This is a genomic window from Novosphingobium sp. PC22D, from assembly GCF_002556635.1.
GTDB lineage: Bacteria > Pseudomonadota > Alphaproteobacteria > Sphingomonadales > Sphingomonadaceae > Novosphingobium.
Genome location: NZ_MWMO01000002.1, coordinates 312,036 through 332,255 on the forward strand (window position 1 = coordinate 312,036; position 20,220 = coordinate 332,255).

15 protein-coding genes are annotated in these 20,220 nt (G+C 68.2%); 11 read left to right on the plus strand and 4 right to left on the minus strand.

Annotation, left to right across the window (positions count from 1 at the left end; translation table 11 throughout):
• Positions 1-277: 277 nt before the first annotated feature.
• The 5 genes from B2G71_RS05050 to B2G71_RS05070 all read left to right on the plus strand — a co-directional run bounded on the left by B2G71_RS05050 (position 278) and on the right by B2G71_RS05070 (position 8,296).
• Positions 278-1,726, plus strand: a complete 1,449-nt coding sequence (locus tag B2G71_RS05050; RefSeq protein ID WP_098104636.1) for an Ig-like domain-containing protein — start codon at positions 278-280, stop codon at positions 1,724-1,726.
• A gap of 168 nt (positions 1,727-1,894) precedes the next feature.
• Complete coding sequence (locus B2G71_RS05055; protein ID WP_098104637.1) at positions 1,895-3,427, plus strand: ATP-binding protein; 1,533 nt, start codon at positions 1,895-1,897, stop codon at positions 3,425-3,427.
• 947 nt (positions 3,428-4,374) lie between these two features.
• Complete coding sequence (locus B2G71_RS05060; protein WP_098104638.1) at positions 4,375-4,890, plus strand: sigma-70 family RNA polymerase sigma factor; 516 nt, start codon at positions 4,375-4,377, stop codon at positions 4,888-4,890.
• 27 nt (positions 4,891-4,917) lie between these two features.
• Positions 4,918-5,883: a FecR domain-containing protein gene (locus B2G71_RS05065; protein ID WP_098104639.1), complete on the plus strand. Its 966-nt coding sequence runs from the start codon at positions 4,918-4,920 to the stop codon at positions 5,881-5,883.
• Positions 5,867-8,296, plus strand: a complete 2,430-nt coding sequence (locus B2G71_RS05070) for a TonB-dependent receptor (RefSeq protein WP_098104640.1) — start codon at positions 5,867-5,869, stop codon at positions 8,294-8,296. Before B2G71_RS05065 ends, B2G71_RS05070 begins: the two co-directional genes overlap by 17 nt.
• A 43-nt stretch (positions 8,297-8,339) precedes the next feature.
• On the opposite strand, the gene eutC is transcribed toward B2G71_RS05070, so the two are convergent.
• Together eutC and B2G71_RS05080 are read right to left on the minus strand one after the other, a co-directional pair.
• Complete coding sequence (gene eutC, locus B2G71_RS05075; RefSeq protein ID WP_098104641.1) at positions 8,340-9,071, minus strand: ethanolamine ammonia-lyase subunit EutC; 732 nt, start codon at positions 9,069-9,071, stop codon at positions 8,340-8,342.
• Positions 9,064-10,458 (minus strand): ethanolamine ammonia-lyase subunit EutB, encoded by a 1,395-nt coding sequence (locus B2G71_RS05080; RefSeq protein WP_098104642.1) that lies wholly within the window; start codon positions 10,456-10,458, stop codon positions 9,064-9,066. Before B2G71_RS05080 ends, eutC begins: the two co-directional genes overlap by 8 nt.
• Before the next feature lie 376 nt (positions 10,459-10,834).
• Here B2G71_RS05080 and amt point away from each other — a divergent pair, with 376 nt between their 5' ends.
• From amt to B2G71_RS05100, 4 genes are all read left to right on the plus strand, one after another.
• Complete coding sequence (gene amt / locus B2G71_RS05085) at positions 10,835-13,912, plus strand: ammonium transporter (protein ID WP_098104643.1); 3,078 nt, start codon at positions 10,835-10,837, stop codon at positions 13,910-13,912.
• A gap of 160 nt (positions 13,913-14,072) precedes the next feature.
• The gene (gene modA / locus B2G71_RS05090) at positions 14,073-14,762 is read left to right on the plus strand and encodes a molybdate ABC transporter substrate-binding protein (RefSeq protein WP_240530012.1); all 690 of its coding nucleotides are present in this window, start codon (positions 14,073-14,075) and stop codon (positions 14,760-14,762) included.
• 7 nt (positions 14,763-14,769) lie between these two features.
• Complete coding sequence (gene modB, locus B2G71_RS05095) at positions 14,770-15,435, plus strand: molybdate ABC transporter permease subunit (RefSeq protein ID WP_098104645.1); 666 nt, start codon at positions 14,770-14,772, stop codon at positions 15,433-15,435.
• The gene (locus B2G71_RS05100) at positions 15,432-16,097 is read left to right on the plus strand and encodes an ATP-binding cassette domain-containing protein (RefSeq protein WP_098104646.1); all 666 of its coding nucleotides are present in this window, start codon (positions 15,432-15,434) and stop codon (positions 16,095-16,097) included. Before modB ends, B2G71_RS05100 begins: the two co-directional genes overlap by 4 nt.
• Here B2G71_RS05100 and B2G71_RS05105 read toward each other — a convergent pair.
• Together B2G71_RS05105 and B2G71_RS05110 are read right to left on the minus strand one after the other, a co-directional pair.
• Positions 16,084-17,316: a cell wall hydrolase gene (locus tag B2G71_RS05105; RefSeq protein ID WP_098104948.1), complete on the minus strand. Its 1,233-nt coding sequence runs from the start codon at positions 17,314-17,316 to the stop codon at positions 16,084-16,086. The two genes, B2G71_RS05100 and B2G71_RS05105, sit on opposite strands and share 14 nt — an antisense overlap.
• Before the next feature lie 118 nt (positions 17,317-17,434).
• Positions 17,435-18,403: a histone deacetylase family protein gene (locus tag B2G71_RS05110; protein ID WP_098104949.1), complete on the minus strand. Its 969-nt coding sequence runs from the start codon at positions 18,401-18,403 to the stop codon at positions 17,435-17,437.
• Positions 18,404-18,526: 123 nt separating this feature from the next.
• Between B2G71_RS05110 and B2G71_RS05115 the strand changes: the two genes are divergently transcribed.
• Positions 18,527-18,874, plus strand: coding sequence for a c-type cytochrome (locus tag B2G71_RS05115; RefSeq protein WP_098104647.1), 348 nt, complete (start codon positions 18,527-18,529; stop codon positions 18,872-18,874).
• Between the two features lie 211 nt (positions 18,875-19,085).
• Positions 19,086-20,219, plus strand: coding sequence for an efflux RND transporter periplasmic adaptor subunit (locus tag B2G71_RS05120; RefSeq protein ID WP_240530030.1), 1,134 nt, complete (start codon positions 19,086-19,088; stop codon positions 20,217-20,219).
• Position 20,220 lies beyond the last annotated feature (1 nt).

Below are 20,220 nucleotides of genomic sequence, written 5' to 3' on the forward strand. Positions count from 1 at the left end.
TGAGACGATGCGCACACGAGCGATGTCGCCCATCGGGCGCTCACCCGATGCGGAGTGGCCCGCCATTCGCGACGCCGGCGGACTATCTAACGATATATAACGGCGACAATGCCGTTCGAGCGTCCGGCTTAGCCGTCGTTCTTCTGAATGGACCTTCGACCGGAAGCTACGGGTATGCAACGCTTCGTTTTTCCGCGCCTTTCCACAGATCTGTATAGATATCGTCCGGTTAGATCTGACAAGAGTTTATACCTAGACCCAAGGTTGCTCCGGATCGATGCTGATCAAGGTCACGGCGAGCGACGGTGGATACAGCACCTCCGACATTTTCGAGTTCGAAGTGGGCGAGGTGAACGATTCGCCGCGGGGCCAGGACGACTCGGTCGAGACTCTGGCAGGCATGACGCTCGACATTCCGGTCGCCAACCTGCTAGCCAACGGCCTCGATATCGAGGGTTCGCCGCTCCAGATCATCGCGGTCGGCAATGCTGCCCAGGGCAGCGTTTCGCTGCAGAACGGCACGGTGACCTTCGTTCCCGAAGAAGGATTTATCGGCATGGCGAGCTTCACCCACAACGTCGGCGACGAATTCAGCTTCGACAAGGCGACCGTCACGGTCAATGTCCTCGATCCCGATGGCGGCAATGCGGCACCGGTGTTCAGCCCCGACAGCGGCAGCTTCGCGACGCTCGCCGGCACGGGCGCGGCGTTCACCGTCGCCGCCACCGATGCGGACGGTGACGCGTTGTCCTATTCGGCCGGCGAGGCGGTGCACGGCACGCTGACCGACACCGGCAACGGCAGGTTCGTCTACACGCCCGAAAACGGCTTCGTCGGCACCGACAGCTTCCACGTCACCGTCAGCGACGGAAACGGCGGGAGCGACACTTTCGCCGCGATCTTCGACGTCGTCGCCAGCGATCCTTCGGGCGGCGAGTGGCGGCTCATCACCCACAGCGGTTGGATCGGTGAAATCGGCGGGAGCGGCGACGTCTTCGGCACCACCGGTTTCGAGGACGTCACCGTTCTCGACCTCGCGGGCCGGATCTCCTTCGATCCCTCGTTCAACCGGGGCGGCGACGTGGTGCGCCTCCCGGGCGATGCCTCCGAGTGGAGCGCGAGCATCTCGGGATCGAGCGTCAGCCTGTTCGACGGCGACACCGAAGTGATCATTCCCGCGGTCCCGACCGGCCTCACGCTGGTCTTCGCCGACGGTCCGCGCATCCTCGAGATCGAAGAGAGTGACAACGTCGTGGTGATCGGCGATCAGGTGATCGACCAGACGCTCACGATACTGACCGCGGAAGCCCAGGACGTGCCGGTTCCGGTCGACGGGATCGGCGCCGATAGTTCGGCGCAATTGGTGATGAACGAAGGCGGGGCGGCCAGCGTGGGCGGCCACGTCTCGGTCTTCGGCACCGCCGATGGTTCCGAGACGATCACGATCACGTCCGGCGAGATCGTCTTCGACCCCTCCTTCAACAGGGGCGGCGACACGATCCTGGTCGACGGCTCGGCCGGGGACTTCAGCGCGGTGCAGGACGGATCGAACGTGATCATCTCTTCGATCAATCTGGCGTTCGTCGTGCCCGTCGGTCTCGGCGCCACGACCATCGGTTTCGATGAAGGGGCCGATCTGCGCGAACTCCAGATCGTCGACGGCACGATCCACTTCGGCGACCAAACTCTCGGCATCGTCCCGCTGGAAGTGGCACCCTTCGCTTAACCAAGCGAATCCCCGCTCCCCGGGACCGCCGGACGGGCGTTCGGCCAGGGCCCGGGGAGCATCCGTTCTCACCCCCGACCCCGGCCCCGCACCGCCGGATGGCGAAGGACTCTGGAAAAACGGCCGCCCGCCCTTGCCCCGAGAGGCCCAGCGCGTATTCGAGACCGCGTGAGCGCGCAGATCGAGATAGGCCAGGGTCCGGGCGGAGGCTCCGTTGCGATCGATATCGAGGAACTCCTCGCGACCCGCCTGCTCGTCCAGGGCAACAGCGGCTCGGGCAAGTCGCATCTGCTGCGCCGCCTGCTCGAGGAAAGCGCGGGGATGGTGCAGCAGATCGTCATCGACCCCGAAGGCGATTTCGTCACGCTTGCCGACGCTTTCGATCATGTCGTCGTCGATGGGGCCGCCTATTCGGGCGGCGAGATCGCCCGCCTCGCGGGGCGTATCCGCAAGCACCGCGCCTCGGTGGTGCTCGCGCTCGACAACCTTGAGATCGAGGCGCAGATGCGTTGCGCCGCGCTGTTCCTTTCGGCCCTGTTCGACGCCCCGCGCGAAGAGTGGTATCCTGCCCTCGTCATTGTCGACGAGGCGCAGATGTTCGCGCCCGCCGTTGCAGGCGACGTCAGCGACGAAGTCCGCCGCCTCTCGCTCGGCGCGATGACCAACCTCATGTGCCGGGGGCGCAAGCGCGGGCTCGCCGGGATCGTCGCGACGCAGCGGCTGGCCAAGCTGGCCAAGAACGTCGCCGCCGAAGCCTCGAATTTCCTCATGGGGCGTACCTTTCTCGACATCGACATGGCGCGCGCGGCCGACCTGCTCGGCATGGAGCGGCGCAACGCCGAGGAGATCCGCGACCTCGACCGCGGCCACTTTCTCGGCCTCGGCCCCGCGATCAGCCGGCGGCCGATCCCGGTCCGCATCGGCCCGGTCCGCACGGGATCGAAAGCCGTCTCGCACGCAATGGAACCGCCGCCGAGCATAACCGGCGACGAGTTGCACGCGCTGCTCCACGGCGAGGGCGGCCACAGCGCCGACGAAGCTGCTCCGGCCAAGCCTGGCCCGCCAGCGCGAGTCTCGGAACAAGCCGCGCCGCTTCCTCCGGGTCCGAGCCCGACCCCGCCGTTTCCGGCGATGCCGCTTTCCGACGGCATCGCGACGGCGGACGTCCTGATCGACCGGATCGCCGCGAGAGCCGCCGTCCCGGCAGAGGCCGAGGCCCAGCCCGGACGGGACGCGGAAACGGAAATCGCCGACGTGCTCGCCGAGATGGCCGCCGAGCCCGACTGCGCCTTCCGCTCGGCGGCCGTCCTCTATCAGGACTTCGCGATGCGCTGCCGCCAACGCCGCATCCGCACTCCGGCGCTCGATATCGCGCAGTTCCGGCGGCGCTTCGCGCTGGCGCTGGCCGGAGTGACCAGCGACGACGCCGGCTGGGGCGAGATCCTCGAGGCCGGAAGCGAAGTTCCCGAAGACCTGCTTGCTCCCTATCTGCTCATGGCGCGCGCCGCCCAGCGCAACGCGCCCTGCCCTGAGGACGAGGAACTCGGCCGCGTCTACGGCACGAGTTCGCCGGGCCGTATCCGGCGCCTGCTCGAATACCTCGAGAAAGGCGGCTTCATCGTCGTGCGCACCGATTTCGGCGGGCGGCGGTCGATCACGATCCCGCAACTCGGCATCGCGACGGCGCCGCTCGAAACCTGAACGGACCGCCGGTCAGGCGAGGAACGTTCGGATCGCCTGAGCGGCCCGCGTCCAGGCCGGCTCAAGCGCGGCGCAGGCCGCGGCCCGTATTCGCGTTTCGATGCCTGGCTACGCCACCCGCGTCGCCCGAAGAGTCTCTAGTAGGTTCGGAAAAGTCGGAGACGAAGCTTGCGAGCCAACTCGGGGCGTCAGACCCGGCAAGCTTCGTCTCCTCGGCATGGGCCATTCCGGCCGAGGCTGCGGATCGGGCAGGAAGTAGGGGGTTCTGGATCCGCAGCCCCGGCCGGTTTCGGGTGACGCGGGGCCATTGCGAACCCCGCGCCCGGCTTTGCCGAAATCCATGTCAGGCAAGCGTGCGGCCGGGTTGCGCAGGCCGGGACCCCGCGCGCCCACGAGGTCGTCCGGCGGCCACGCCGACGGGCTCGGCGCGGCATGGGCGCCAGGTCCCCCACCGCCGCAGTGGCGGACGGATCGAGACGCTCTTTCCGGGCCGTTCGAGACGACTTCGGGCCTCGCGACGAAAGGGCCGCCCTCGCTTTGTCTTCAAGATGCATCGCTCTTCAATCGCATGGCCGCCGCTTGGTGCTGACATGGGAAGGACGTCGCGGCGGCTTCAAACCCGCAAGACGTGTCACGCCGGGCAACCGAATATTTGATTTGCGGTTCGGTGCGCCCGGCTTCGTCTTGTCTGCAATGGAACAGGGCCAGACATTGCCGATTTCGCTCGAACCGAACCGCCTTTCGCCTGGCCCGCGGCAAGCGGCGGGCGGCGCGTGGACGCGGCACGCGAGGCTTGCTCCGGCGGCGGCGCGGCCCCATCGCGGAGCCGGGTTTTGACGCCGGAGCGCAATGACTTCTTGACGAATCCCGCGTCGCGCCGTTTACGCGCGATCGACGGGGGCATCGTTAGTGAATCGAAACGCCGGGAAGCGAAGCCTCTGCCGACAATGGGAAGCGAAGTTCAGACCAGCGGCTTGCAGAGCGTCCTGCTCAACGAGCGCGCGCGGCTGCTCCGCTTCCTGGCGGCGCGCGGCGCCGGGGAGGATGCCGAGGATCTGCTGCACGAACTTTGGCAGCGCGTCTCGGCCACGCATGCGCAGCCGATCGCGGACCCGGTTTCCTATCTTTTCCGCGCCGCCGAGAATCTCATTCGCGACCAGCGACGCTCGATGGTCAGCCGCGAACGCCGCCAGTTCGACTGGCACGAGGCCGCGAGCACCGACGAGGAACAGCCCGGCGGCGAGCGCGTGCTGATCGCCCGCGAACGTCTGCGGATCGTCGAGCAGGCGCTCGACGAGCTCGGCCCACGCGTGGCGCGCGTGTTTCGGGCCTATCGCATCGAGGGCATCAGCCAGGCCAGGATCGCCAGCCAGCTCGGCATCAGCCTGAGTTCGGTCGAGAAGGATCTGCAGAAAGCCTATCGCCGCATGGCCGAGATCAAGGCGCGTTTCGATGCAGAGTGACGCGATCATGCAACAGGCGGTCATGCCATGACCGGGGCTTCTTCGGACCTCATGGACGCGGCGCGCGCCTGGATGCTGCGGGCGAACGACCCAGCCTTCACCGACTGGGACGGTCTCACCCGGTGGCTGGAGGCCGATCCGCGCCACCTGCCCGCCTATGAACGCGCGCTGGAGGAAGATGCCTGGGCGGGCGAACTGGCCGACGCCGCCAACCGGGACGCGGTCCATGCGCCGAGCGAATCCGCTCTCCCGCGGCGCGCCGCGAGAAGGCGGCCATGGGTCGCGCTCGGCGGCGCGGTCGCGGCGGCGGTCGTGGGCGTGACGGTGTGGACGATGGCGCCCGACGCGCCCGCGTCGAACGTCTATGTCACCGCGCTGGGCGAACATCGCTCGATCGCGCTGTCCGACGGCTCGCGCATGGAGATCAATGGCGACAGCCAGGTGACCTACGACCCCGACACGCCGCGCATGGTCACTCTTGACCGCGGCGAGGCGGTGTTCGAAATCCGGCACGACGAAGCAAACCCCTTCGTCGTCCAGGCGGGCAAGGCGCGACTCATCGATGCGGGGACCGTCTTCAACGTCGTCAACGACGATGGCCGTTTCGAAGTCGCGGTCGCCGAGGGCGCGGTCATCTACGACGCGGGGCGCCAGCCGGTCAGGCTCGAACCGGGCGACGCCCTCGTACGGATGGGGCGGGACGGAGCCATCGAATTGCGCAAGGCCGATCCGGCGAACGTCGGGGCCTGGCGCGACGGGCTGCTCCAGTACGATGACGCGACGCTGACGATCGTCGCCAGGGACCTGTCGCGCACGACCGGCACGCCGATCGCGGTTTCGCCCGTGGCGCGGGACATGCATTACAGCGGGACGCTCGCCGTGGAGGGACCGGCATCGGACGTCTTCGCAAGGATCGGGCCCTTGCTGGGCGTGACATTCCGCAAGAACGGCAAAGGCTGGGAGATGACGCCTAGAGATGGTGCGATCCGCTAGTCTGATAGGCCTTGCCGCTGTCACCCTTGCGTCTCCCGCGCTCGCGCGCGAGGAGCGCTTGCCTATTGACGTGCCTGCCTCGCGGCTCGACCAGGCGGTGCGCGCCCTCGGACGGCAGAGCGGCGCCAGTATCGGCTTTCGCGACATCGGCGTCGCGCGGGTCCGCGTCAACGCGGTGCGCGGGCGCTACACCGCGGGCGAGGCGATCTACCTGATGCTCCACGAGACCGGCGCACGCGCACGACGCGTGGCGCAGGACACGTTTCTCGTCGAGGCCGACCCCGATTTCGGCAAAGCGCGCGAATCGCCGCCCCCGGCCCCGTCCCGAGCGCGCGATCCGTACAGGCCGATCCCGGACATTCCGCCGGTCGAGATCGTCGTGACCGGCACCAAGCGCGACATCCCGATCGAGGCCTATCCCGGGATGGTGCACATCATCGACGGCGACCAGCTCAACGCCAGCACCGGCCGGCTGGGCAGCGACGCGATCGCGGCGACGACGCCGAGCGTGGTCTCCACCCACCTCGGCCCGGGGCGGAACAAGCTGTTCGTGCGCGGCATCGCCGATTCGAGCTTCGTCGGCCCGACCCAGTCCACCGTCGGCCAGTACTGGGGCAACAGCCGCATCACCTACAGCGCGCCCGATCCCAGCCTGAAGCTGTTCGACGTGCGCCGGATCGAGGTACTCGAAGGCCCGCAGGGCACGCTCTACGGCGCCGGATCGCTGGGCGGGATCGTTCGCGTCGTCCCACGCGCGCCGCAGCTCGATACCGCCGGCGGCTCGGTCTGGGCGGGAGTCGAGGCCGTCTCGCACGGCCAGCCGGGGTATGACGGCGGCGCCGTGCTCAACGTGCCGCTCGTGGAAGACCGCCTCGGCTTGCGCGTGCTTGCCTTCGGGTCGGTGGAAAACGGCTACATCGACGATGCCGGGCGCGGCCTGAGCGACGTCAACGACGTCGACTCGCTGGGAGGCCGTGCCTCGCTGCGCTTCGACAACGGCGACGATCTCCTCATCGATACCAGCCTCGTCGGCCAGCGGATCAAGGGCAGCGACAGCCAGTACGCCCAGCGCGACCTCGGCGGGCTCACGCGATCGAGCGCGATCCAGCAGCCCTACAGCAACGATTTCCTGCTGGCCGACGTGGTCGTGCGCAAGTCCTGGGGCGACATCGATCTCACCACATCGCTGGGATACGCCTACCAGAACGTATCCGAGGTCTTCGAGGGCTCGGCGCTGACCAGCGTCAGCGACTCTCTGCTGGCGCCGGCCGAGACGGCGCAGGCCGCGCGCTTCAGCCAGAAGAACGTGATCAACATGTTCACCGCCGAGGTCCGCTTGTCGAAAAGCCTGCCCGACGGGACCGGCTGGCTGCTGGCGACGAGCTTCCTGCGCAACGAGGCGAAGGTGAGCCGCCAGACCGAGACGCCCCCTTTCATCAGTCCGCTGACCGGCGTGCAGAACAATGTCAATGAAGTCACGGTCTACGGCGAGGCCACGGTTTCGCCGGCGGAGCGGTTGAACGTGACCGTGGGCGCGCGGGCGGCGACCTCGCGCCTGTCCGGCGCCGCGCAGGACGCGGTCGTTCCGCTGATCGCCTACAATCTCGATCCCGGCGCGAAAGCGAGCCGCAACGAAACCCGCCTGCTGCCCTCGCTGGCGATCGCCTACCAGGCGAACCGGGACCTGACGCTGTTCGCGCGCTATCAGGAAGGCTTCAGGCCGGGCGGCATCGCCGTGCGCCGCGAATACGTGCAGCGCTACGAGGGCGACCGCGTCCGGACGGTCGAGGCCGGCCTGCGCTACCGCACGGGGGGCCTCGAGCTAGAAACGAGCGCCTCGTGGACGGACTGGAGCAACATCCAGGCGGACCTGATCGACGGCTTCGGCTTTCCCACCACCAGCAACGTGGGCGACGGCAACGTGTTCTCGGCGGGCTTCTCGGGCCGGTGGCGGCCCCTCCCCGGCCTCGAACTCGACGGCGCGATCTTCTTCAACGAATCGAAGGTCACCAGTCGCGACCAGATTCTGGTCCAGCTCCAGCAGAAGGTCGAAAGCGAGAGCTTCAACCGGCTGCCCAACATCGCCGACAAGACCGCGCGCGTCGGGTTCACCTGGTCGACGCTGCTCGACGACGACCACGACCTCGAGCTGACCGGCTTCGCGCGCTATGTCGGCAAGTCGATCCTCGGCATCGGCCCGATCCTCGGCCAGCCGCAGGGCGACTATCTCGATACCGGTCTCGAAGCGAGCCTGCGCTCGGGCCCGCTGCGCTTTAGCCTGGCGCTCTCGAACCTGCTCGATTCGACCGGCAACCGCTTCGCGCTGGGATCGCCGTTCCAGGTCCGCGACCGCAACCAGATCACTCCGCTCAAGCCGCGCTCTTTGCGGCTTGGACTCGAGTTCGACTTCTGAGGCAGGCGGAGGCCTCGTCGACCGTGCGGCGGAGGGCTCATAGCTAGCCCTCGGCCCGCGGCAAGGCGGCGGGACCATCCTTGAGGCCGATCCCGGTCGCGCCGCTCCGGCGGGCCGCCGTCAGCAGGCGCGCGATCGTGTCGGCGGCCTTGTCGTAGGACAGGCCCCGTGGCGGACGGATGTTCGAGATGCAGTTGCGTTCGCTGTCCTGGCGTCCCGGCGCCGGGTTCCAGGTGAGATAGGCGCCGAGACTGTCGGGGGCGGTCAGGCCGGGCCGTTCGCCGATAAGGACGCAAACCAATTTCGCGCCCAGCGCCTCGCCGACTTCATCCCCCAGCGCGACGCGACCGAGCCGAGCGACCGTGACCGGCGCGATCGCCCAGTCCGCCAGCCGCTCGAACAGCGCCAGCGCGACGGACGCGGCATGCGCGTGGACCGCCGCGGGCGAGAGGCCGTCGGCGATGACGATCGCGAGGTCGTAGTCGCCGCGCGTCAGCCGCGCCGCGCTCGCGTCATCGAGACGGCGCCCGAGATCGGGACGCCGAAGGTACTCGGTCCGGTCGGCGGCGCGACTGGCGATTTCGATCACCTCGCGTCCGAGCGCGTCGGCGAGGCCGACGGGCTCGAACGGGCTTACCACCGCGTCGCGCGCGCGGGCATGGTCGAGTTCGAACGCCAGTTGCGCGCGCGTCGGCAGCGAAGAGCCGGCCCGTCCGAGTCGCAGCCGCGCGTGGCTGAGCGCGCGAAGCCGCTCGACGAGAGGCTGGTCAGTCATGATGCGTCGCCAGTTGCAGGATTCGGCCGGGCAGTTCGCTCGTGCCCGGATCGGTGAGCCTGCCATCGCACCACAGGCCGTTGGCCTCGAGCCACGCCTCGAACTCGGGCGCGGGCGCGAGCCCGAACGCCTCGCGAACATAAAGTGCGTCGTGAAACGAGGTCGACTGATAGCCGAGCATGACGTCGTCCGCCCCCGGCACGCCCATGATGAAATTGACGCCGGCGGCCGCGCTCATCGTCAGGATCGCGTCCATGTCGTCGGCATCCGCCTCGGCGTGGTTGGTGTAGCAGATGTCCAGCCCCATCGGCAGGCCGAGCAGTTTGCCGCAGAAGTGGTCCTCCAGCGCGGCGCGCATGATCTGCTTGCCGTCGTAGAGGTACTCGGGGCCGATGAAGCCGACCACAGAGTTGACCAGCAGCGGATCGAACGCGCGCGCGACGCCATGGGCCCGGGCTTCGAGCGTCTGCTGATCGACCCCGTGATGCGCGTCGGCGGAAAGGCAAGAGCCCTGCCCCGTCTCGAAATACATGCAATTCGTTCCCGCCGTGCCCCGCCCCAGCGACGCGGTCGCCTCGCGGGCCTCGGCGAGCAGCGCGAGATCGATGCCGAAGCCCCGGTTCGCGGCCTGCGTCCCGGCGATCGACTGGAAGCACAAGTCGACCGGCACGCCCTGCCCGATCAGCTCTAACGTGCTGGTGACATGGGTCAGCACGCAAGTCTGCGTGGGAATGGCCAGGCTTTCGCGCAGCGCGTCGAGCAAGCGCAAGAGCTCGCCGGTCGCGGCAAGGTCGTCACCCGCCGGATTGATGCCGATCACCGCGTCGCCCGAGGCCATCAGCAGGCCATCGACGATCGAGGCGGCGATCCCGCCCGGATCGTCGCGCGGGTGATTGGGTTGCAGCCGCGTCGAGAAGCGTCCGGGCAGGCCGAGCGTGTCGCGAAAGGCGCTGACCACCCTGATCTTGCGCGCGGCGATGACGAGGTCCTGATTGCGCATGAGCTTGGAGACGGCGGCGGCCATTTCGGGCGTGATCCCCCGACCGACCCGCGCGATCTCGGCCCCGTCGTTCGCCTCGCCGAGCAGCCATTCGCGAAATTCGCCCACGGTCATCGCCGCGAGCGGCGCGAAAAGCGTCTTGTCATGCCCGTCGACGATCATGCGCGTGACCTCGTCGTCCTCGTAGGGAACCACGGGGTCCTCGAGGAAGGTCGCGAGCGGCAGGTCCGCCAGGATCATCCGCGCGGCGACGCGTTCCTCCGCGCTGGCGGCGGCAATTCCGGCAAGCTCGTCGCCCGACCGGCGCGTGCTGGCGGCGGCGAGCAAGCGCTTGAGGTCGGCGAACCGGTGGCGCTGCTGCCCGAGCGTGGCGCTGTAGCTTGGCAAGACTGTGGCCTCGTGTCCGGTTGGCGAGCGCGCGAGTTTCCAGGATCGGCGACGACTTGGCCAGACGAAAATGGCGGGCCTGTCCGGCTCACCGTAAGGCGCAGCCGATCCGGCGCGGGAGCCCGGCAAGAACGGCCGCGCCCGAATAGGTGATGATGCGAAATAAGATAACACTCGTTCACAACTGGCGAACGAGTTGGGCGCGTCCGAATTTCAAAGTTAACTCACGACGAACAACGGTTTACTAACGTTTCTGGTCCACGGTCGCCGCATTGGAAGCGACAAGGCGGGACAAACGATCTTGAATTTCCGGCTTACGTCGGTCGTGGGGGCCGTCTGCATTGTATTTCCGGCGAACGCACACGCGGCAGCGCTCGTGCGAACCGGGACCCAGGTTCAAAACCGAGTCGAGGATCTCACCGCCACGATCGACATGATCTGGGTGCTGATTGCGGCGACCCTGGTGATGATGATGCAGGTGGGCTTCATGCTGCTGGAGTCCGGTTCGGTCCGGACCAAGAACGCGGTCAGCGTCGCCCAGAAGAACCTGCTCGACTTCGCTTTTTCCACGGTCGTGTTCGCGCTGGTCGGCTTCGGTCTCGCGTTCGGGGGTTCGACGACGCTGCTGCCGATCGGCAGCGATCCGGACTTCTTCCTGCTCGGCGGGGTCTCGGGGAACAACGCGACCTTCTTCATCTTCGAAGTGATGTTCTGCGGCACGGCGGCGACGATCATTTCCGGCGCAGTCGCCGAACGCATGCGGCTGCGCGCCTATATCGTGCTGTGCATCCTGGTGGCGGGGTTCGTCTATCCGGTCTTCACGCAATGGGCCTGGGGCAATGCCCTCGCCCATTCGCGCGGTGCCTTCCTCGCGAACAACGGCTTCGTCGATTTCGCCGGTTCGACGGTGGTCCACGCGACGGGTGGCTGGTTCGCGCTCGCGGCGTGTATCGTCCTGGGCTCGCGCGACGGCCGGTTCACCAACGGCTCGCCGATCCGCTTCAGCGGACACAGCGTCGTCCTCGCCTCGGCGGGCACGCTCTTCCTGTTCATCGGCTGGATCGGCTTCAACGGCGGCTCCACGCTCGCCGCCACGAGCCAGGTGCCGGGCATCATCCTCAACACCGTTCTTGCCGGCGCGGCGGGCGGTGTCGTCGGCTATGGCGCGATGTGGTTCGGCGGGGCGATGCTGCCCGAGCGCGCGGTCAACGGCGTGGTCGGCGGGCTCGTGGCGATCACGGCGGGCTGCCACCTGGTCGAGCCGGGCTCGGCGCTGCTGCTGGGCGCCGTCGGCGGCGTGTGCGCCAATGCCGCCAACTACTACCTCGAGACGCGCCACCGGATCGACGACGCGGTCGGCGCGGTCGGCGTTCATGCCGTGGCGGGCGTCATCGGCACGATCGGGGTCGCGCTGCTGGCGCCGGTCGAGCTGCTGCCCGCGGGCTCGCGAGGCACCCAACTGCTCGTGCAGCTCGAAGGCAGCGTGCTCAATTTCATCTGGGCCTTCGGCACCGGCCTGATCCTCACGCTCTCGATACGCCCGTTCATCAGCCTGCGCGTGACACCCGAACAGGAGGCGCTGGGCCTCAACGCAGCCGAGCACGGCGCCAAGCTGGGCACCGATCACTTGCAGGCCGCCGTCGAGTTCATGCTCGAGGACAGCCCGTCCAACCATCGCCTCAAGGTCGAGGCCGGTGACGAGAACGAGGGGCTGACCACCGCGCTCAACAGCCTGATGGACAAGATCCAGGAGACGGAGGCCAGGCGGTCGCAGGCCGTCCATGCGAACCGCTCCGACGAAGAGGCGCAGCGGCTCGCGGCCTTCGGCGAAGTGGCTTCGGAAGCGATCTTCCTCATCCACGACGACCTGATCCGCAGCGCCAACAGCGCGGCGGCCACGCTGTTCGAAACGAAATCCGAAACGCTGGTCGATACGCGGCCCGAGGACCTGATCCATCCCCGGCTGCGCTCGCAATTGCGCTCCTGGCTCGAAACCGGCGCGGACGCGGTGCACGAGGCCGTCGCCATATCGCGCAGCGGGGCCGAGATTCCCGTCGAGATCCGCTTCCGCGAGATCGAGATAGACGGTCACAACGTCGTCGTCCTGCGCATGACCAATCTCAGCGAACGCGAGGAAGCGCGCAAGGCGATCTACCGGCTCGCGCTGCACGACACGCTCACCGACCTGCCGAACCGCGAACTGTTCAACCGCCGTCTCGAAACGGCGCTCAAGAACCAGCGCTTCGGCACGCTCACCGCCCTGCTGCTGATCGACATCGACCGCTTCAAGGACATCAACGACCTGCACGGGCACCCCTCGGGCGACCTCGTGCTCACGGCGGTCGCCGAGCGACTGCTCGCCGGGGTGCGCGATTGCGACACGGTCGCGCGCCTCGGCGGGGACGAGTTCGCCGTCATCCACACGAACATCGCCTTCCCCAATCAGGCGCTCGACCTTGCGTACCGCATCCTGCAGAACATCTCGCAGCCGCTGACGCTGCCCACCGGCAACGTCATCCAGCCGCGCGCGAGCATAGGCCTCGCGCTCAGTCCCGACGACGCCGAAGACATGGCGACGCTGATGCAGCACGCGGACTTCGCGCTCTATGCGACCAAGAATCGCGGCCGCAACGGCTTCCAGCGCTACAAGCCGGAGATGGGCCGCGTCATCCGTCTGCGCCAGGAACTGGAGGAGGACCTTTCCAAGGCGATCGAGCGCAACCAGCTGTTCCTCCACTTCCAGCCGCGCGTCTACGTCGAGACCGGCGAGGTCGCGAGCTTCGAGGCGCTACTGCGCTGGAATCGCGATGGCCGGCTCATTCCGCCCGAGGACTTCATCTCGATCGCCGAGGAATCGGGCCTGATCATTCCGATCGGCGCCTGGGTCATCCGCGAGGCCTGCAAGGCCGCGAGCGAGGTGCTCGACGGCATGCCGATCAGCGTCAACGTCAGCACGCGCCAGTTCCACGATCCGCTGCTGCTCGCGACGATCTCGGAAGCGCTGCACAGCAGCGGCCTGGATGCCTCGCGTCTCGAACTCGAGATCACCGAAAGCGTGCTCGTCGACGACGACCGCACGGCGACACGCACGCTCAACACCTTGCGCGGCCTGGGCGTGCGGGTTGCGCTCGACGACTTCGGGACGGGCTATTCCTCGCTGAGCTATCTGACCCGCTTCACCTTCGATACGATCAAGATCGACCGCAGCTTCATCCAGATGGAGGACGAGAAGACCTGGCACGTCATGCGCTCGGTCCTGCAGATGTCCTCGCAGCTCAGCACCTCGGTGGTCGCGGAGGGCGTGGAGACGCAGGAACAGCTCGACAAGCTGGCCCGCGAGGGCTGCAACCAGATCCAGGGCTTCCTCGTCTCCGAGCCGATGCCCGCCGCCGCCGCCGCGAGCCATGTCGTCAACGGGCGCTGGCAAAAGCCGCCTTCGCTAGAAGTCGCCTGACGCCCCAAGGCCCCGGATGCCGCACTGCGGAAGACAGGGGTTTCGCTGTTCGCAATTGCTATATATAACTGAATACAGCAATCGAACCACGGAGCCACTAATGGTCCTGCGCGCCCTTTGCGCCATCCTTCTTGGCGCCCTAAGCCTCGCCCAAGCGCCGGTGGCAACCGCAGGCGAAACCCGCGTCGCGGTGGCCGCCAACTTCACCGAACCCGCCAAGGAAATCGCGACGGCCTTCCGCAAGGCCACGGGGCACCGCGCGATTCTCAGCTTCGGCTCTTCGGGCGCGTTCTATACCCAGATCGCCCATGGCGCGCCCTTCGACGTCTACCTCTCCGCCGACTCGGAGCGGCCGGCCAAGGCGGAGAGCGAGGGCCTCGCGGTGCCCAAGAGCCGCTTTACCTACGCGACCGGGCGCCTTGTGCTCTACTCGACCAAACCGGGCTTGGTCGATGCCGCCGGCGGCGTGCTGAAGCGCGGCGGGTTCGCGCGGATCGCGATCGCCGATCCCGCGCTCGCGCCCTACGGCAGCGCCGCGGTGGAAACGATGGACCGGCTCGGCGTGACGGACCGTCTCGCGCCCCGCATCGTCAAGGGCACCTCGATCACGCAAGCCTACCAGTTCGTCTCCACCGGCGCCGCGGACCTCGGCTTCGTCGCGCTGAGCCAAGTGGCGAAGACCAAGGGCGGATCGCGCTGGGTGGTCCCGGCGAAGTATCACGCACCGATCGCGCAGCAGGCCGTGATCCTCAAGCGCGGCGCGCGCAATCCGGCGGCGCTAGCCTTCGCCAGGTTCCTGCGCGGGCCGGCCGCGCGCGCGATCATCAAGCGCTACGGCTACGGCGCATGACGCGCTGATGGACCTCGTGATCCGCACGACCGCCGAACTCGCTGCGGTCACGACGATCCTGCTGCTGATCCTCGCCACGCCGCTCGCCTGGTGGCTCGCCCGCGCGCGGCACTGGAGCAAGGAAGTGGTCGGCGCGCTGGTCTCGCTGCCGCTCATCCTGCCGCCCACCGTGATCGGTTTTTACGTCCTCGTCGCGCTAGGGCCGGAAAGCCCGCTGATGGCGCCGCTGCATCCCTTCGGCATCCGCACCCTCGCCTTCACTTTCGAAGGCCTGGTGATCGGTTCGCTGTTCTATTCGCTGCCCTTCGCGGTCCAGCCGCTGCGCACCGCCTTCGAACTGATCGGCGACCGCCCGCTCGAAGTGGCCGCGACGATGGGCGCCGGGCCGCTCGATCGCTTCGTGACGGTGGCTATGCCGCTCGCCCGGCGCGGCTTCCTCTCGGCGGCGATCCTCGTCTTCGCGCATACCGTGGGCGAGTTCGGCGTGGTGCTGATGATCGGCGGCGCGATTCCCGGCGAGACCGAAGTGCTCTCGACCCGCATCTACCAGCTCGTCGAGAGCCTCGACTTCGCCGCCGCGCATCGCATCGCCGGCGGGCTCGTCGTCTTCGCCTTCGTCACCCTGCTGCTGCTGCTGCTTGTCGAACGGCGCTGGTCGGTGATCGAGCGATGAACCTCGCGATCTCGCTCCACGGCCCGGTCAGCCGCGACTTCGCCATCGACGTCGATCTCGCGCTGCCGCTGACGGGCGTGACCTGCCTGCTCGGCCCCTCGGGCTCGGGCAAGACGACGATCCTGCGCGCGCTCGCGGGGCTCGAGCGACGGCATGGCACGATCCGGTTCGGCGACGAGGTCTGGCAGGATCAGCGCCATTTCGTTCCGGCGCACCGGCGCCGCGTCGGCTACGTCTTCCAGGGTGCCGGCCTGCTCCCGCACCTCAGCGTCGCGCGCAACCTCGACTATGCCGAAAAGCGCGCGGTCGAAGGGCCATTCGCGCGCGAGGCAATCGTCGAGGCCATGGGCGTGGGTCCGCTGCTCGAACGCATGCCCGGGCGTCTTTCGGGCGGCGAAACGCAGCGCGCCGCGCTTGCCCGCGCGCTGCTCTCGCAGCCGCGCCTGCTGTTGATGGACGAGCCGCTCTCGGCGCTCGACGGGGCCGCACGTGCCGGCCTGATCGACGAATTCGCGCGGACCTTCGCCGAGATCCCGATCCCGGTCGTCTACGTCACGCACGACGAGACAGAAGCCGAAAGGCTCGCCTCGCGCTGCGTGCGGCTGCGCGGTGGCCGGGTCGAAAGCGCAGATCCGGCGCTGAAAGTCGTCAGTTCTTCTTGAAGCGGATTCCCGCGAGCACGTCCGGCACCTGCGACGTCACGTCGAGGCAGGCGTTCGGGTCCTTGTTGGGAAAGCGCTGGCAGTCGAACTTGAGCGTGGGCCTCGCGCCGGCCCCGTCGCGCGCATACTCGAACACCATCATCGAGCGGCTGCCTTGCGAGATCGGGTATTCGCCGGGGATGTCATCCTCGTTCGCCCAGGCGTTGACGCGGCACGGGCCGGGTTCGTCGCAGAGCGCCAGCGCGGCGTTCACGACCTTGGCCGCCGCGATGCCCGAAGGCGCGAGCAGCCCGAAAGAGTGGCCGTCGCGTCCCACCAGCTTGAGCTTGTTGCCGTAGAGCGGGACCTCGCCCATTCGCGCGGGGAGCTTGGCGGGGGGCTGCGGCAGCCCGAGGATCTTCGGCGCGCCCATGTCGACCGGCGCCGGATCGTCCGCGTCGCCGCCGGGCATCGCCCCGAGCAAGACCCGCGCGGCCTGCTCGTTGCCGCGATAGACGCGGCTGAATGCCTTGGGCCCGCCCCAGGTGCCCGGCCAGCCGAAGAACAGGTGCGTGCCGACCCGCGCCAGCTTGCGCAGTTCGGGGCTCCAGTAGGGATAGACCCAGTCGGTGTGGTAGTGCGTCGCCAGGCCCACGCTGTCGTCGACGCTTCCCGACAGCGCGCTGTCGGCGACCTCGCGGGCACGGCGCCATGCCGCGTCGGACATCTTGCGGCCGAGCGATCCGTCGCAGGTGAACGTGAACTGACAGCCCGTCCTACGCTCGGAGCCCTGATAGACGACCCCGCAGATTGTCGATGGAAAGGCGGGATGGCGCACGCGGTTGAGCACGACTTGCGCCACGGCCGCCTCGCCGGTGGTGTCGTCGCCCGCTTCGTAGAGCACGGCGGTCGCGAGGCAGGCAAGCGCGCGCGCGCGGTCCTGATCGCTGCCCTTGAACACGAACGGGCGTGCTGCCGCGTCGATCCTCGGGGCGAACGGTACCGCCTCGTTGCGCTGCCGCGCGTCGGGCGGCGCGAGCGTGGTCTTGGCGGCCTCGCCGTGCGCTTCGATATCCTCGGGCCGCGCCGGCAAGGCGGGAACGTCCGCACCATGCGCCTCGGCTTCGGTCGGCCGGTTATCCTCGCGACGGACCACTGACCAGGCGATGATCAGCAGCAGGACGCAAAGCAGAAGCGCCAGGCCACCAACCACGTAGAGCGGATTTCGCTGTGCTGGCATTGGCATGGTCGTCAGATCGTGTCTCCATCGCGAGCGGCGCGATTTTTCGCGCTTCCGTATTGCCCCCGCGAGAATCGCGAAACGCCTCTTGCGCGCAAAAGGTCCCGATGCAAGCCGGTCAGGCTCGGGTGAGCGAGACCGGCGATGACTGACAGGGCCGGCGCATGAGTGCATCGACATGCGCAGCCGCGCTGGCGGCGAGCGCCGCAAGGTCGTAGCCGCCCTCCAGCAGCGAGATCACCCGCGCCCGTGCATGGCGATCGGCCACCCCAGCCAGCTCCGCCGTAACCCAGTGAAAATCCGCCTCGTCGAGCCGGAGCTGGGCGAGCGGGTCCGCCCGATGCGCGTCGAAGCCCGCCGAGATGATCACGAGTTCGGGTGCGAAATCGTCGAGCGCGGGGATCAGCACTTCGCGCCAGGCATCTCGGAACGCGCGGCCGCCCGCGCCGGGATCGAGCGGCGCGTTGACGATGTTGCCCGCGCGCCCGCGTTCGTGACCCGCCCCCGTTCCCGGATAGCACGGCGACTGGTGGCTCGACACGAACAGCAGGTCGGGATCGTCCCAGAAGGCGTCCTGCGTGCCGTTGCCGTGGTGGACATCGAAATCGGCGACCGCGATTCTTTTGAGCCCCCAGCGTCGCCGCGCGTGGTGCGCGGCGACGGCGACGTTGTTGAACAGGCAAAAGCCCATCGCTCTTGCCGGTTCGGCGTGATGGCCCGGCGGCCGCACCGCGACGAACGCGGCGTCGGCCTCGCCGTCCATCACCAGGTCGACGGCGAGAATGCCGCCTCCCGCCGCGCGCAAGGCGGCCTCGACGCTGCCGGGGCTGACGATCGTGTCGGCATCAAGCGCGCCCAGATCGCCGCGCTCTATCTCGAGCGCGAGAATAGCGTCCACATAGGAGCCGTCATGCACGGCGGTGAGGTGCTCCACCTCGGCACGCGGCGCCTCGTGACGCGCGAGCCCCTCGAAGCGCGGGTCGTCGAGCGCGGCGAGGACGGCGCGCAGCCGGTCCGCGCGCTCGGGATGGCCGGCGCCGGTATCATGTTCCAGGCAGGCCGGGTGGCTGATCAGGGCGACGGTCAAGCCGGCCTCTCCATCGTGGCTGAACGCCGCCAATCTAGGTTCGCGTGCGTCGCACCGCAATCGCCGGCCCCTTCGCAGCGGCGGGTATTGACGGGGCGGCGCCGCCACGGAAAAGATCGCGGCATGAAAGCCATCCCCATCGCCCTGGCGCTCACCCTGGCGGCTTCGGCGTGCCTCGCGGTCCCTCCAGCCACCTCCTCGGACGCCGCCGCTCCGGCAAGAGGCCTGAGCTTCGCGCAGGCGCATTGCGCGCAGTGCCACGCGGTGAGGCCGCTCGAGGTCTCCGCCAATCCGGAAGCGCCGCAGTTCGCCGAGATCGTCGACAGACCCGGCCTCACGCGAACGACTCTCGCCGCCTTCCTGCGCGATTCGCACAACTTTCCCGAGAAGATGGATTTCGACATCGATCCGGAGGAGATCGACGCGCTGTCAGCCTACATGCTGACCCTGCGCGACGAAGAGAAACGATAGCCGATATCTCATAGGTAAGGATTCGTAGCGGCTCTGTCCCGGACTGCCGCCCAAAACGCCGCGAAGCGCCAATGATCACTTGCAGTTCACAGTAATTGGCTCAATAGGCGCGGCAAATCCTATCAAGGCAAACGGCTTGCCCGCAACCAAACTCGCTTTCCCCTCCGGTGGCAGGATCGCCGCGCTTCTCGTCGGCGCGCCGGCCGCCCTCCTGCTGGCGGCCTGCGGCGGCTCGCAGCAAGGCGCGGGCGATCGGACTCCACCGCAAGTCGGATATGTGGTCGTGACGCCGCAAGCCGTTCCCATGCCGGTGCAGCTTGAAGGCCGCACGGTCGCGTACGAGACCAGCGAAGTGCGCCCGCAAGTCAGCGGCGTCATTCGCAAGCGGCTGTTCGACGAGGGCGGCTATGTCCGCGCGGGCCAGCCGCTGTTCGAGATCGACCCGAGCCTCTACCGGGCGGCGGTCAACCAGGCGAAAGCCGATCTCGCCAGCGCCCGCGCCTCCGCCGAGGCGGCCTCGGCGCTCGCCGAGCGCTATCGGCCGCTGGCCGAGATCGAGGCGATTTCCAAGCAGCAATACACCGACGCGGCGGCCCAGGCGCGCATCGCCCGCGCCGCCGTCCAGCAGAACGAAGCGGCGCTCGACACCGCCCGGATCAACTTGCGCTTCACAACGGTCCCTGCGCCGATCAGCGGGCGCATCGGTCGCTCGCTGCTGACGGTGGGCGCGCTCGCGAGCGCGAACCAGGATACACCGCTCGCGATCATCCAGCGCACCGATCCGATCTACGTCGACATGCAGCAGTCGGCCTCGGACCTCACCGCGCTGCGCCGCCGGCTCGCGCAGGGCGGGATCGTCGACGGCGGCAGCGAAGTGCGCCTCAAGCTGGACGATGGCAGCGACTACGCGCTGCCCGGTACGGTGCAGTTTTCCGAAGTGACGGTGAACGAAGAGACCGGCACGGTCACGCTGCGCGCCCGCTTCCCCAATCCCGACGGCTTGCTGCTGCCCGGCATGTTCGTCACCGCGCAGTTCGACCAGGCGATCGACAAGACCGCCTACCTTGTGCCCCAGGGCGCCGTTCAGCACGATTTCGACGGAACGACCTACGTCATGCTCGTCGGCAAGGACGACAAGGCGCAGATGCGCAAGGTCCGGACCGCGCGGACGCGGGGCCGGTTCTGGGTCGTCACCGCCGGGCTCGCGCCGGGCGACAAGGTCATCCTGCAAGGGCTCAACGGCCTGAAGCAGGGCGCCGGCATCCGCCCGGTCCCCGCCGACACGCCGCAAAAAGTCGCGCCGCCGGCGAAGGGAACGGCCGGAGCCGCCGCCAAGGCGGGCTGAC

Coding starts and splice junctions, on each gene's coding strand:
- B2G71_RS05050 (WP_098104636.1), top strand. CDS start 278: ATGCTGATCAAGGTCACGGCGAGCGACGGTGGATACAGCACCTCCGAC.
- B2G71_RS05060 (WP_098104638.1), top strand. CDS start 4,375: ATGGGAAGCGAAGTTCAGACCAGCGGCTTGCAGAGCGTCCTGCTCAAC.
- B2G71_RS05065 (WP_098104639.1), top strand. CDS start 4,918: ATGACCGGGGCTTCTTCGGACCTCATGGACGCGGCGCGCGCCTGGATG.
- B2G71_RS05070 (WP_098104640.1), top strand. CDS start 5,867: ATGGTGCGATCCGCTAGTCTGATAGGCCTTGCCGCTGTCACCCTTGCG.
- eutC (WP_098104641.1), bottom strand. CDS start 9,071: ATGACTGACCAGCCTCTCGTCGAGCGGCTTCGCGCGCTCAGCCACGCG.
- modB (WP_098104645.1), top strand. CDS start 14,770: ATGGACCTCGTGATCCGCACGACCGCCGAACTCGCTGCGGTCACGACG.
- B2G71_RS05100 (WP_098104646.1), top strand. CDS start 15,432: ATGAACCTCGCGATCTCGCTCCACGGCCCGGTCAGCCGCGACTTCGCC.
- B2G71_RS05105 (WP_098104948.1), bottom strand. CDS start 17,316: ATGCCAGCACAGCGAAATCCGCTCTACGTGGTTGGTGGCCTGGCGCTT.
- B2G71_RS05115 (WP_098104647.1), top strand. CDS start 18,527: ATGAAAGCCATCCCCATCGCCCTGGCGCTCACCCTGGCGGCTTCGGCG.